The organism is Nitrosospira sp. Nsp2 (genome assembly GCF_003050965.1).
GTDB lineage: Bacteria > Pseudomonadota > Gammaproteobacteria > Burkholderiales > Nitrosomonadaceae > Nitrosospira.
This window is the reverse complement of sequence record NZ_QAOU01000002.1, coordinates 465325-479272: the sequence shown is the minus strand read 5'-3', so window position 1 is coordinate 479272 and position 13948 is coordinate 465325. Positions and strand designations below refer to the sequence as shown.

At 57.0% G+C, this 13948-nt stretch carries 10 protein-coding genes; 9 read left to right on the top strand and 1 reads right to left on the bottom strand.

Features of this window, described 5'->3' with window-relative positions; all coding sequences use genetic code 11:
• Nucleotides 1–38 precede the first annotated feature (38 nt).
• The 9 genes from C8R31_RS06375 to C8R31_RS06335 all read left to right on the top strand — a co-directional run bounded on the left by C8R31_RS06375 (nucleotide 39) and on the right by C8R31_RS06335 (nucleotide 10377).
• Nucleotides 39–722, top strand: coding sequence for a flagellar basal body L-ring protein FlgH (locus C8R31_RS06375; protein WP_107693205.1), 684 nt, complete (start codon nucleotides 39–41; stop codon nucleotides 720–722).
• Nucleotides 723–793: 71 nt separating this feature from the next.
• Nucleotides 794–1882 carry a flagellar basal body P-ring protein FlgI gene (locus tag C8R31_RS06370; RefSeq protein WP_107693492.1) on the top strand — a complete coding sequence of 363 codons (1089 nt, stop codon included), beginning with the start codon at nucleotides 794–796 and terminating at the stop codon, nucleotides 1880–1882.
• On the top strand, nucleotides 1882–2931 hold the full coding sequence (gene flgJ, locus C8R31_RS06365) for a flagellar assembly peptidoglycan hydrolase FlgJ (RefSeq protein ID WP_107693204.1): 1050 nt from the start codon (nucleotides 1882–1884) through the stop codon (nucleotides 2929–2931). Before C8R31_RS06370 ends, flgJ begins: the two co-directional genes overlap by 1 nt.
• Before the next feature lie 130 nt (nucleotides 2932–3061).
• On the top strand, nucleotides 3062–4978 hold the full coding sequence (gene flgK, locus C8R31_RS06360; protein ID WP_107693203.1) for a flagellar hook-associated protein FlgK: 1917 nt from the start codon (nucleotides 3062–3064) through the stop codon (nucleotides 4976–4978).
• Nucleotides 4979–5063: 85 nt separating this feature from the next.
• Nucleotides 5064–5999 carry a flagellar hook-associated protein FlgL gene (flgL, locus tag C8R31_RS06355; RefSeq protein ID WP_107693202.1) on the top strand — a complete coding sequence of 312 codons (936 nt, stop codon included), beginning with the start codon at nucleotides 5064–5066 and terminating at the stop codon, nucleotides 5997–5999.
• A 193-nt stretch (nucleotides 6000–6192) separates the two neighbouring features.
• Complete coding sequence (locus C8R31_RS06350) at nucleotides 6193–7497, top strand: EAL and HDOD domain-containing protein (protein WP_258192590.1); 1305 nt, start codon at nucleotides 6193–6195, stop codon at nucleotides 7495–7497.
• Nucleotides 7498–7605: 108 nt separating this feature from the next.
• Nucleotides 7606–7932, top strand: coding sequence for a thioredoxin family protein (locus tag C8R31_RS06345; protein WP_107693200.1), 327 nt, complete (start codon nucleotides 7606–7608; stop codon nucleotides 7930–7932).
• Nucleotides 7933–8182: 250 nt separating this feature from the next.
• Nucleotides 8183–9754, top strand: a complete 1572-nt coding sequence (locus tag C8R31_RS06340) for a sensor histidine kinase (RefSeq protein WP_258192589.1) — start codon at nucleotides 8183–8185, stop codon at nucleotides 9752–9754.
• Nucleotides 9751–10377 carry a response regulator transcription factor gene (locus C8R31_RS06335; RefSeq protein WP_107693199.1) on the top strand — a complete coding sequence of 209 codons (627 nt, stop codon included), beginning with the start codon at nucleotides 9751–9753 and terminating at the stop codon, nucleotides 10375–10377. Before C8R31_RS06340 ends, C8R31_RS06335 begins: the two co-directional genes overlap by 4 nt.
• Before the next feature lie 105 nt (nucleotides 10378–10482).
• Here the strand turns inward: C8R31_RS06335 and C8R31_RS06330 are convergent, their stop codons facing one another.
• Nucleotides 10483–13557 carry an EAL domain-containing protein gene (locus C8R31_RS06330; protein WP_146164568.1) on the bottom strand — a complete coding sequence of 1025 codons (3075 nt, stop codon included), beginning with the start codon at nucleotides 13555–13557 and terminating at the stop codon, nucleotides 10483–10485.
• Nucleotides 13558–13948 lie beyond the last annotated feature (391 nt).

Genomic DNA, 13948 nt, shown 5'->3' with positions numbered 1-13948 from the left:
ATTGGTGCGGCAATGGATATGAAAGATACGAGGAAGGGATGATTCCCAAATCTTCAGGGAAGCGGGCGAGCCAATTCCTGCTGGGGACGGTCACTATCCTGCTGGGCGGCTGCAGTCTCCCAGACCCGAAACCAATCGTGCAGCAGCCGATGTGGGCGCGCGCCGCCCAGCGCGGACCCCTGCCCAACGATGGCGCAATTTTTCAGCCGGGGCCTCACTACAAGCCCTTATTCGAAGACCGGCGTGCGCGCCAGATCGGGGACACGCTCGTCATTCTTCTCAACGAGCGAACCAACGCAAGCAAACGTTCCAACAGCAGCGCCAACAAGAAAGGCGAAATGAATATCGGTATGCCACCCATTGTTTATGGCGTTCCAATCACCAAAAAACTGGACATGGGCGCGTCTTCCGCCAGTGACTTTGCGGGTGGAGGCGAGGCAGCTTCGACCAACAATTTCAGTGGCACGATCACTGTCACGGTCATCGATGTGCTACCGAATAATTACCTGGTGGTAAGCGGTGAAAAACAGCTTGCCATGGCCCAGGGTACCGAATACATCCGTTTCTCTGGCGTGGTGCGTCCGGAAACGGTTATCAATAATTCGGTTTCATCAATACAGGTAGCCGATGCGCGCATCGAGTACAAGGCCAACGGCTATATCGACGAAGCGCAGACGATGGGCTGGCTGTCGCGCTTTTTCCTCACGGTCTCGCCATTCTAAGCAACGCAAAAATGACGTGCAATCCGATAACCGAATCATCTCCCGCCCCCGTTCGGCACCTGCTCAGCCGTATGCTAGTTATTGCGTTGGCCGGGTGCTGCCTGACTGGTGGACCAGCACAAGCCGAACGCATCAAGGATCTGGCGTCGATTCAAGGCGTACGCAGCAATCAGCTGGTCGGGTACGGCCTTGTGGTGGGACTGGACAACACGGGCGACCAAACCGTTCAGACCCCCTTCACTATCCAGACGCTCAACAACATGCTGAATCAGATGGGTATTAACGTGCCTCCCGGCACCAACATGCGCTTGAGAAACGTGGCCGGCGTAATGGTGACGGCGGTGCTTCCTCCGCTTGCGCAACCGGGGCAGTTGATTGACGTGACAGTATCGAGCATGGGCAACGCCCGTAGCCTCCGGGGCGGAACGCTGCTCATGACACCCCTTAAGGGCGCTGACGGGCAGGTTTATGCGATGGCGCAGGGTAATCTGCTGGTTGGGGGATTCGGCGCGGCGGCGAGTGGAAGCCAGGTCCAGGTCAATCATCTGAGCGCGGGACGCATTACGGCCGGCGCCACGGTCGAGCGCGCGGTGCCCGTGGCGCTTGGCGAGGCGGATATCATCCGGCTCGAGTTGAATACGACGGATTTTACGACGACGCGCCGAGTAGTGGATGCGATCAACGGGAAGTTTGGGGAGGGTACTGCTGCCGCGCTGGATGGGCGGGCGGTCCAGGTACGCACGCCCAGTGGCAGCGATCAGCGCGTCGGATTCCTCGCGGAGATGGAAAGCCTTAATATCAGTCCGGCGCCGGGCCACGCGAAAGTTATTGTCAACAGCCGTACCGGTTCCGTGGTCATGAACCAGGCGGCAACGGTAGAACAATGCGCGATCGCTCACGGCAATCTGACTGTCGTGATCAGCACCGAACCGGTAATCAGCCAGCCGGGGCCATTTTCCAGCGGGCAAACGGTGCAAGCGCAACGCTCGACTATCGAGATCAGGCAGGAATCGGGCATGCTTACCATGGTCGAGGGAGCGTCGCTATCTGAGGTGGTGAAAGCCCTGAATGCGATTGGAGCGACACCGCAAGATCTGCTTGCGATCTTGCAGGCGATGAAATCGGCCGGCGCGTTACGGGCGGAGCTGGAGGTTATCTGATGGTGGCGCCTGCTGATCTTTCCACCAGGTTCGCTCTCGATGTGCAGGCTGTCAATGGGTTGCGTGCGGCTGCCGATAAAACCGGACAGGCTGGACTGGAAGCGGCTGCCCGGCAGTTCGAGGCGTTGTTCCTGGGCATGATGCTCAAGAGCATGCGCGAGGCAACACCCAAGGATAGCCTGTTGGATAGCGACCAAAGCCGACTGTACATGTCGATGCTGGATCAGCAGTTATCCCAGAGCATGGCGGCGCGTGGCGTCGGTCTGGCGGAGATGATGATGCGGCAACTGCGCGATGGGTTGCCGCCCGAGGCGGTGCAGCAAGTGGATTCGATATCCGCACGCTCGGCAGCCAGCGCGGCGGAAGCGGCGGCGGTAGCGTTGCCCATGCTGCCCCCACGCCAGCCGAATCTGCCCCCCGATTCCGCAATCGTCGAGCCGGGGGAGCGGGAGCAGCCAGCACCGCCTGTATCTGCCCAGCCGCCGCTAGCGCAGCCGGAATCTCAATTGCCATCCCAACCTCTGTCCCAACCGCCATCCCAACCGCTTCCGCAATCGCAATCATCATTCCGGACGCAACCGTCGCACGTGGCCGAGTTCAGCGACAGGCTGATGGCATACGCGCAGGAAGCCAGCCAGGCGACGGGTATTCCCGCGCGCTTCGTGCTTGGGCAGGCGGCGTTGGAGAGCGGATGGGGGAAACGGGAGCTGCGCGCGCCGGATGGCGCGCCCAGCCACAACCTGTTCGGAATTAAAGCCGGTGGCAACTGGAGCGGCCGGGTAGTGGAGGCGGTAACAACAGAGTATGTCAACGGCGTGGCCCGCAAGACAGTCGAGCAATTCCGCGCCTACGAGTCATACGCCGACGCGTTCCGGGACTATGCCAAGCTGCTGCGCAGCAGCCCGCGGTATGCCGACCTGCTGGCGCAGGCCGCGCGCGGGATTGACGTGGCGGGCTTCTCGCAAGGCCTGCAAAAGGCCGGATACGCCACGGATCCGGATTATGCCGATAAATTGAGCCGGACAATCAAAACTACGCCTCAATCATAGCAGGCTCGGAACGAGCTCTTCATGCGCCTCGCATTGAATTGTCCAGGGATGCGGTAAATGCCGCGCGAATTAAGGATTTCACAGTCCGGCACCGTTAATACAGATAAGGATATTATCAGGGGCGGAAACGATGGGTAACAGTATTTTCGGCATTGGCCTGAGTGCGCTGCAAGCGGCTCAGCAGGGACTTCTCGTGGCCGGCCATAATGTCGGCAATGCCGCAACGCCGGGCTATACGCGCCAGCAAACGGTTCAGTCAACCAATCAGGCACAACCCACAAGCAGCGGGTTTATCGGTCAAGGCGTGCAGGTCGACACGGTAAAACGCTCGTATAACGAATTCCTGACCCGCCAGGTGGCGCAGGCGAGGACAGAGTCCAGCCAGCTCGACACCTATTTCTCGCAAATGAAGCAGATCGACAGTCTGTTGGCCGACTCAGGTGGCAGTCTCGGTCTGTCTCCCGCGCTACAGGATTTTTTCGGCAGCGTGCAGTCCGTCGCCACAAACCCGGCCGAAGTGGCGGCACGGCAATCCATGCTATCCAATTCCGAGATCCTGGTAAGGCGTTTTCAGTCCATGGATGGGCGGTTGAATGAGATTCAGGATGGGACGAATACACAAATCAAGGACAGTGTTTCGCTCATCAATACCTTGGCCGAACGCGTGGCTAAACTGAATGGAACCATACGCCAGGCCGAAAGCATTGTCGGTGGCCAGCCGGCAAACGATCTGCGTGACCAGCGGGACGAACTGGCGGCGCAGCTCAACGATCAGATCCGCGCGAAGGTTGTCGTACAAGGGGATGGCACCTACAGTGTTTTCATCGGCGGCCAATCGCTGGTGACGGGCACAACCGCAGTCCAGCTCGATGTTGCGCCTTCCGCGTTGGACGCTCGCCGTCTGGAAGTAACGTACGCGTCGGGCGGAAATGCCGTCCCCGTCAAGGAATCGAATCTGGACGGGGGCAAACTGGGCGGCTTGCTTCAATTTCGAAATGAGTCTATCGACGCAGTGCGCAATGGCCTGGGCCGGATTGCGATGGTGATGGCCGGGACTGTCAATGAGCAGCACAGGTTGGGCCAGGATGCCTTGGGAAACCCCGGCGCTGATTTTTTTACGGTCCCCAGTCCATCGGTATCCGCCTCTACTGTAAATACCGGAAACGGGGTCGTAGCTGCGGAAGTGGTGAGCTACAGCGACCTCGCCACCAAAGACTACCAGTTGCGTTTTGATGGGGCTAATTACATTCTTACCTCTGTTACGAATGGAGTGAAAGGCGTTGCGCAGACCTTTTCCACCTTTCCTCAAACGGTGGATGGCGTTCGCCTGAGCCTTACCTCGGGCACCATAGCGGCAGGGGATGAGTTCCTTATCCGTCCAACGGTAAATGGCGCCGCCCAGATCGGGGTAGCGGTCCAGGATACGAGCCTGATCGCGGCCGCTGCGCCAATACGAACAGAAACGCCCCTCGCCAATAGCGGCTCAGGGCGCATCAGCTCGGGAACGGTCGATGCCCCGCCGCCCCCCAACCCCAATCTGCAGCAACCGGTCACCCTGACCTTTACCAGCCCGACCACATTCGACGTGAATGGCGTCGGAACCGGCAGTCCAACGGGGGTTACATTCACCCCCGGCGGTTCGATCAGCTTCAATGGGTGGACGGTAAAGATCACAGGGTCTCCCAGCGCGGGAGATACTTTCAATATCGGACCCAATACCAACGCAGCGGCCGATAACCGGAACGCCTTGCTGCTGGGGGCGCTGCAGACCAGTAACACGATGGCGGGCGGCACCGCCAATTACCAGGGCGCGTATGGGCAGCTTGTCAGCCTGGTGGGGAACAAAACCCGTGAACTGGAAGTGACCAGTGAGTCCCAGGCAGCGTTGCTGAGCCAGACCAAGGCTGTGCAGCAATCCGAATCGGGTGTCAATCTCGACGAAGAGGCCGCCAACCTGTTGCGCTACCAGCAGGCTTACCAGGCAGCCAGCAGGGTAATACAGACAGCCAACCAGATGTTCGACGCCCTGCTCGACGTGACGAGGTAAAAAGCAGGCGCAAACCGCGTTATACACCCCGGATTTCATCTGCCGATTTGATCTTAATAACACATGTACCAAAAGAGGAGCCACCATGCGTGTCAGCAATAACACAAGCTACGAGCTGGGCATTGCCGCGCTTAACCGTCAGCAGACCGCACAGGTCAAGACCCTGGAACAGATAAGCAGCGGGCGGCGCATGCTCACCCCATCCGACGACCCGACGGCCTATGCACGTGCACTGGAAGTATCCCAGGCTGACGCGGCCAATACACAGCATGCCTCCAACCGGCAGTACGCCGCGAATAATTTTGCCATCCTGGAAGGAACGCTGAGCGATGTGACCAACGTGTTGCAGAACGCGCAGCAACAACTCGTATATGCGGGCAACGGTACCCTTAATGATAGCGGGCGGATCGCTATTGCGACGGAATTGCGGGGCAATCTGGATGAACTGGTGGGCCTCGCGAATCGTACGGACGGAAGCGGACAATATCTCTTTTCTGGCTTTCAGGGCTCGACCAAACCCTTTGACGATACGGGTAGCGGCGTTCAGTACTTCGGCGACGAGGGGTTGCGCATGGTACAAGCGAGCGCCTCGCGCCAGCTTGCAGTGAACGAGTCAGGGAAGGAGGTATTCGAGCGTATCCCCGCATCCGGTGGCGGCTATCAAAGCGTGTTCAAGTCGCTCTCCGATGTGATCGACACCCTGGAAAAACCGGTGATAACATCCGCCGACAAGACAGCACTGGCCAGTGGCCTCGGCGCGGCCCAGGAAAATCTCGCTAATGCGCTGGACAATGTACTGAAGGTCCATGCATCGGTGGGCATCCGGATGAAGGAGCTTGATACCCTCAATGAAGGCGGAGATGACCTGAACATACAATACAAGCAGCAACTGGCGGAACTGCGGGACGTCGATTACCCCGCCGCCATCAGCAGTCTCACCCAGCAGAAGACCTATCTGGAAGCGACGCAGCAAGCATTCATCAGGGTACAGGGGCTTTCGTTATTTGACTATCTTCGGTAATGATCCCCGGTCCTTCAAGCATCTGGGCGGGTTTGGGCAAGAACGAAATCACGTGAATGTTTTCCTGGAGTAGAACTCCATATGGCCCAGCTCAACAATGGGCCCACTTTGTTGAACCAATCGCAATATAAGCCCGATTCCGTTTTTTCTCTCCGGGGGTCGGGCGTTAACCGAAACCGGAGTTTGCTTTGAAATGGCCGAATTGAGAACTGGCATGATCTTCGATCCGATACAACAAGTTTCCCTTGTTCCTCAAGTAAAGGAGTTTTTCCTTGCACGTCAGCCGATTCTGGACCGTAACCAGAATCTCGTCGGCTATGAGCTGTTATTCCGCCGGGTCGGGACTAGACCCGGGAATGCAGTTGAGGATTTGCGCGGGGCCGCCTCCATCATCGCGCATACCTCGGAGCTCGGCATGAAATCCGTGATGGGCAACGCGGCCGGCTTCTTCAACGTCGATTACGCCACGCTGATGTCGGACATTGTGAGCTTTCTGCCCTGTGAAAAAGTGGTGTTTGAAATCCCTCAGACGATCAAGATAACGGCCGAGCTTATCCGCAGGATCTCCGATATGGTCGGGGCGGGGTACAAGTTCGCGCTGGATGACGTGATTATCTTTTCGGATTACATCCGGCCGTTGCTTCCACTGATCGAGTTCGTCAAGGTTGATACTTCGGTCATGACCCGAGCCGATCTGAGCACGCTGACCAGCCAGTTCAAGGAAGCCAACAAATTGCTGGTGGCTGAAAAAGTAGAGACGATTGAACAGTTCAGGAATTGCGCGGAGCTTGGATTCGACTATTTTCAGGGGTACTACTTTGCCAAGCCAGTTATCCTTTCGGGAAAAAAACTTACCTCTTCGCAGGCGGCGATCCTGCAATTAATGGCGCTCGTGGTCAGGGATGCCGAGAATGCGGTCATCGAACACCGCATCAAGAAAGAGGCGTCCCTATTCCTGTCCTTGCTCAGGCTCGTCAATACCCCCGCAATGGGTGTCGCGAAGAATATCAACTCGATCAGCGAGGCGCTGCTGGTGCTGGGGCGGCGTCAGTTACGGCAATGGCTGCAGATCCAGCTCTACATGGGGCCTGACACGGACCCCGCATCCGCTTCGCCCCTCCTGCTGCTCGCGACGACACGTGGCAAGTTTCTTGAACTGGCCGCCCGGAAGCTCAAGCCTGCGAATAAAAGTATTGCGGATACCGCTTTCACAGTGGGTACGATGTCGCTGTTGGATACCCTGTTCAGCCAACCCATGACAACCATCCTGGAACAGATTATCCTGGGCAAGGAAGTCCGTGAAGCGCTATTGCATCGCACAGGTTTTTATGGCGATTTACTCAAGCTTTCCGAATATGTCGAAAAGCCGGGCGAAGCCAGTCAACTGCTGCCGCCTCTACTCCTGGAATTGAATCTGCCGAGCGAGAGCCTCTATGCGCTTCAACTGGAAGCATTCGAATGGAGCAACAGTTTATTGCCGTCGTATAGAGAAGCGTAATATCGTCCGGGACGCATTGCTCAAGCGGCACGCAACACCGGCTGCGGCTGAGGCCTGGCGGTATAGCCGACCGTAGCATTATGCGGCAGGCGGATTATAATACCGGGCATGAATAACACGTATGCCGCTGTCGAGCCATCGCGCGGCGAGATTAATGCCCTTGACGGTGCCGCTGTGGTAGAGTTTGGCGCGTCCTGGTGCGGTTTTTGCCGTGCTGCCCAACCCCTTATTGCCTCGGCTTTTTCTCAATATCCGTCCTTACGTCACATCAAGATCGAAGACGGGAAGGGTCGTCCGCTTGGCCGCTCCTTTCGGGTGACGCTCTGGCCGACGCTGATCTTCATGAAAAATGGCAGGGAAATCGCCCGCCTGGTCCGGCCGGGCGATTCGGCCGTGATTGGCGAAGCGCTGCGCAAAATCACCGGCCCATCCTGAAATCTGGTTGCGCCTGGCTTCGTGCAACGTGAGGATACCCTCACTTAAACAATTCATATTATCTGGAGAGAGTTGGGTAAGATCATGGTTCATGGCGTAGCCGCCTGTTGAAAACATGGAGGTGGGGCAGGTGCCAGGCGTACCGATCGCCGTCACCGATGAAAATGTGAATGGACTGCGCTTCGCCCGACTCATCCTTCGGTGATGCAAACGCTGGCATGGTGCCCGCTATCCCACCTGGCATAGAAACATGAGCACGACCACAACGGATTTTTCCAACCCCTACACTGCGGTGTATCTGGTCAATGCCGATACGTTCCGGTGCGAATACGCGAATTTGGCGGCCCAACGCGATCTGCAATATTCAATGGTTGAATTGCGCGAACTCATGCCGCGCGGTGACGCTCCCGGCTTCAGCGTGGAAAGCCTGCTGCCGCTGCTCACTTCCTTGGAGCGGGATGAGCGGCAGGAAGTGACGGGAGATGCGTGTTTTCGCCGCAAGGACGGAACGGTTTTGCGGGTGGCGGTGCGCCTGGCGTTATGGCAAGGTGCCGGCAAACCGCTGCTTGCCATTGCCGCCAGAGATCTGGCTTCATCCGAAAACAGCGAGGAAACGCAGCAGAAGGAAGGGCAAACGTCCGGACAGGCAGATGGGGAAACGCGATCACGATCCATCGTGTCGAACGCGCCTGGAATGGTGTTCCAGTACGTATTGGGCGAGGATGGACACCACTCTCTACCCTTTGTCAGCGACCAGTGCGTGAATCTGCTGGGCATGACGGTGGAAAAACTGCAGGAAAACCCGCCGCTGCTTTTGACGCTCGTACTTCCCGAGGACCAGGACAGCTTGCGCCAATCCCGGGCGGACTCAGCCGCGAGTCTGACCACATGGAACTGGGAAGGGCGCCTGTGGATCAAGTCCTATCACGACGTCAAATGGGTCAGCTTGCGGGCGAGCCCGCGTCGGGAAGAGGGTGTCGGGGTCATCTGGGAGGGAATAATAATCAATGTAACCCAGAGCAGGCGCAGGGAGATCGAGCTGGAGGAATCCCACGAACGTCTGAAGGAAGTTTCGTCCCACATCATGGCGGCCCGGGAACATGAGCGTATTCGCATCGCCCGTGAAATTCACGATGATCTGGGCGGCAACCTGACCGCAATCAAGATTGACCTCGACTGGATCGCGCGCCGGGTGGGTGACGGCAACTTCAACGAGATCAAGGAAAACCCCGCTTTGCTGGCTAAAGTTCATACCGTCTCGCAAATGGTGGACCGCACCATGCAATCCATACAGCGTATCTCGCGCGATCTGCGTCCGGGCATCATGGATTTCGGGATCGTCGCAGCGATCGAGTGGGAGGCGGGAGAATTTTCCAAGCGGCTGGGCATCCCGTGCGAGGTGTCCTGCGCGAGGCAGGATATCGACGTGGAGCCGGATGCGGCGGTAGCCGTATTCCGGATTTTTCAGGAATCGCTCACCAATATCACCAAGCATGCGCGGGCCTCGCGCGTCTGGGTGCGGTTGGACACCATCGCGGCTCAGGCTCAGGAGTGGCTGGAACTGGAGGTAAGGGATAACGGTTTCGGCATCATGCCCGCCGATCTCGCGAAGCTCAATTCGTTCGGTATTCGCGGCATGGTCGAACGGGCGAGTTTCCTGGGTGGGAAGCTGACCGTCAACCGCACGCGGGAGGTAGGCACGGCCGAGCAGGGCACCATCGTGCGCCTTTCGATTCCGCTTGGCCCATATCACGACGACTCGGCGGTGACGCCGGCGGCGGTTAACCCATCTTTCACGCGAATGAAAGGGCAGCAGTCATGAACGTGTTGATTGTAGATGATCATGCCATCGTGCGGCAGGGTTTAAGACAGATACTGGTGGAGAGCGGAAAAATCGACCTGATCGCGGAAGCGGACTCAGGCGCGGGAGCGATGAGGCAATTGCGCGAGGGCGAGTGGGGCGTGGTGGTACTGGACATATCGTTGCCCGACCGGAACGGCATCGAAGTATTGAAACAGATCAAGAAAGAGCGGCCAAAAATTCCGGTGCTCATGCTCAGCATGCACGATGAGGGGTTATACGCGATCCGGGCGCTGAAGGCGGGCGCATCGGGCTATATCACAAAGCAAAGCGCCCCGAGCGAATTGATGGCGGCCATCAACCAGGTCGCCTGGGGGCGTAAATATCTGACGCCAAGCCTGGCCGAGGCAATGGCGGACAGTTTCGGCGCCGATCCCGAGCGTCCCCGTCACGAGACGCTATCCGACCGCGAATACCAGACTTTGCGCCTGATCGCCTCGGGCAAGAGCCTTACCGATGCTGCCGAGGAAATGTGTTTGTCCGTCAAGACGGTCAGTGTTTACCGCAGCCGCGTGCTCGAAAAAATGAAGCTCAAGAATAATGCGGAGCTCACGCACTACGCTATCAAGAACGGCCTGGCCTGAATTTTTGGACTGGCCGGATTTTATTTCAGTCGGCGCCTTGACAACCAGACAACCGTTTTAATACTGTGAAAGCAGGCGTGGTTGGTCGTACTTATATTATTGTCATCATCTCTTACGCATCAATTCCTTAAACTGAGCTGATGGCAGCGGCGGGCTTGCCAGGAACCCCTGGTACATGCTGCAGCCGTGCCGTGCGAGATAATTCCTCTGTGCCTCCGTTTCCACGCCTTCGGCAATCACCTTGAGTCCCATGCTTTTGGCAAGAATGATGATGGCGCGAACGATGGTCGCGTCATGAGGATTCGTAAGCAGTTCTCTAACGAAGGATTGGTCAATTTTTACCCAGTCCAATGGGAGGCGTTTCAGATAGTAAAGCGAGGAATAACCGGTGCCAAAGTCGTCCAACGCAAAACCGACGCCCTCGGCTTTCAGTGCGGTCATTTTCGCAACCGTGTCTTCAATATTGCGCACCAGCAAGCTTTCGGTAAGCTCGAGCTTAAGTTTTCCGGGATTGGCGCCGGTGCGCGCCAGCGTCTCAAGTATTTGGGGGACAAAGTCCGGCTGGCGGAACTGGAGCGGGCTCACGTTCACCGCGAGATCAAGTTGCGCCATCTCCGGTTCCCCCGCCCATGCCGCCAGCTGTGCGCATGCGCTGTCCAGTATCCAGCTGCCCAGAGGAAGAATCAGCCCTGTTTCTTCGGCGTGGGAAATAAAGTCGGCTGGCGATATCAGACCGCGCCGCGGGTGCTGCCAGCGTACCAGCGCTTCGGCACCCACCACACGACGCCCTTTTACCTGGGGCTGAAAGTGAAGAACGAACTCATTCCGCTCACAGCTTTTGTGCAAGTCTGATTCCAGAACAACGCGGTCATTGATCACTGACTGCATATCCGGCGTAAAGAGGCACGCAGAATTACGCCCCGCCGCCTTGGCTTGATACATCGCGAGGTCGGCCTGCTTCAGCAGCTCATCCATTGCGGCCGATTGATCATTGAAGACTGCAATACCGATGCTCGGGGTGGTGTTATGGTTATGACCCCGTAAAGTAAAAGGTTTCCGGAAAGCCGCAACAATTCTGTCGCAGATCGCGCGTATCTGCGCAACGGCTTCCTCCGGTTGGGGGCTAAACCCACCCACCAGTATAATAATGAACTCATCTCCTCCAAGGCGGGCCACCGTGTCGCTGTCGCGCACACAAGAAATAAGACGAGGCGCGACCTGCTGCAGCAACAGATCACCTACGTCATGACCGAGGGTATCGTTGAGTAACTTGAAATTATCCAGATCGATAAACAGCAGCGCACCAGTCTGGTGCTTGCGTCCGCTGATCGCCAGCGCCTGCTTGAGCCGGTCCAGCAGGAGTTGCCTGTTGGGCAGGCCGGTTAAGGAATCGTAGAACGCGAGATGGTGAATCTCCTTTTCCGCCATCTTGCGCGCCGAAATGTCGGTATTGATCGAAAGAATGCGCTGAGGCCCCTCCTCATCGTCTCGCACCAACGTCCAATGCACCTCTGCGGTTAAGGGACTTCCATTCTTGTGGCGTTGCACAATTTCCCCATTCCACTCCCCGTCACGTAGTACCTGCTGGAACGCTTCCCTGAAGGGAATGGGATCGTCATATATGACCTCCTCGACGGAGCGACCGATCACCTCGTCCGAGGTCCACCCATAAAGCCGCTGGGCGCCCTGGTTCCAGAACTGGATGCGGTGGTCGACACCCCGTACGATGATGGCGTCATTGGCCTTATCGAGCAATGAGGCCTGCTGGCGAATGTGCTTATCAGCTTCGCGGCGCATCTTTTCAGCTCGTTTCCTTTCGGTAACGTCGCGGAAATAAACCGCGAGACCCTCCACGGAGGGATAGGCGCGAACTTCGAACCAGCCATCGAGCGGTGCGTAGAACTCCTCGAAGCTCACCGTACAGTTTTCGATCAGGGCCCGATGAAATTCGCGATAAAAAGGGCCGATAATCGCTTGCGGGAATTCTTCCCAAATGTTCTTCCCGAGAAGCTCATCGGACGACAGCCGCAGCAGCCTTCGCGCTTCATTGTTCAGGTAGGTAAAACGCCATTCCCGGTCGAGCGTATAAAAAGCGTCAGTAATGCTTTCGAGTATGCGTTGAGTCCGAAGCGTTGCAATGGAAAGATCTTTTACGGCGGCCTGCTGTTCGTTAATCGCAGACGCCAGCTCTACATTCGCCCGGGCGAGGGCTGCCGTTTTTTCCTTATTGGAGGAAAGCATGAAGACAACCACGGCCGTTAGAATGCTAACCAGAATTCCGCCAAACAGTATGAATTCGGATTCGGAACTGCTTACCGATTGTTCGAACTCCGGACGGGAGTTGGCTTCAATGGTCCATATTTGACCGTACAAAGATACCGGGACTGTCCTCGTGTATTGAGGCGACGACGGATGCTCAAGCCGGTGCTTGCCGCTGTCGAAAAGCAAGGCATCCGGGGTAATTGAGGCGCCATCAAAGATTTTGAAGCCAAGGTCGTCCAATTTCGTGCGAAGGACAGCGTTTATAAAGTCGTCCATACGAAACGGCGCATACACGTATCCAACAAGGGATGAGCGTCGTCGATCAAGTGTTTCCGGGATCCCTCCTGGGCCGTAGTACGGGATATACATAAGAATACCCGCCTGGACATCCTCGCTGGTTTCCTGGACAAGCTTGACCTTGCCTGACAGAGCGGCGGCTCCGGAGTCTCGCGCGCGAGACATGGCCGCTCGCCGCACCGGGTTTGAGAACATGTCATAACCCAGAGCGCGCCGGTTTGTTGTGTTAAACGGTTCGATGTAGACGATCGCGGTGTAATCGTCCCGGGGTGCCCGGGGGACGTCGGGCCAGATTTTGTAAGCCGGAAACCCGTCTGCACGTAGTGAGGCGATGTGTTTCGCCATTTCGGCTGGGCGTATATATTGAGAGAAACCAACGCCGTGGATACCGGGGTAACTTTCATCAAGTCGTAACGACTCGACATATATGCGCCATTCATCGCGCGTGACGGAATCCGAAGCAAGCATAAGCCCAACGCCTCCCTTCAATACCTGTTCATATCCCGCGAAATGATGCTTGATCTGGCCCACAGCTTCGGCCAACGCCGCATCAAATTGATAATGTGCGTTTTGCTCCTGCAAGTTTTTTACAACCAACCAGCTTGCAATCGTGATTGACAAGAAAACGCAAAAGGTGAGGGCGGCTATTGCCGTGCGGGAGGGAGCGTAGTAGAAGGGAAGCTTACGTTTGCTGGTATTAATTTGAGTCTCGGGAATGAATTCCGGCGACGGGAAGGCAGGGACTATTGGCTTTCCGTTATAACCCCTGAAAGGAGCAGATAAGGAGGTGCTGAATATGGCGGATCGAAACGGACCCGATCGAACCTTCCCGATTTTAACAAAATAGCAAACTATCTTTTTTCCCGGCAATGGCGCCTATTTTCTTCCTTTCGGAAGGCGACAATATGAAGATTAGGGCCCGACATTGAACGTTAATCCTCGCATTGCGCCTCCTTCCCGAAGACTATCCTTGTACCCGCAGTCACAACACCCGGCTCGTCGTCCAATTCCC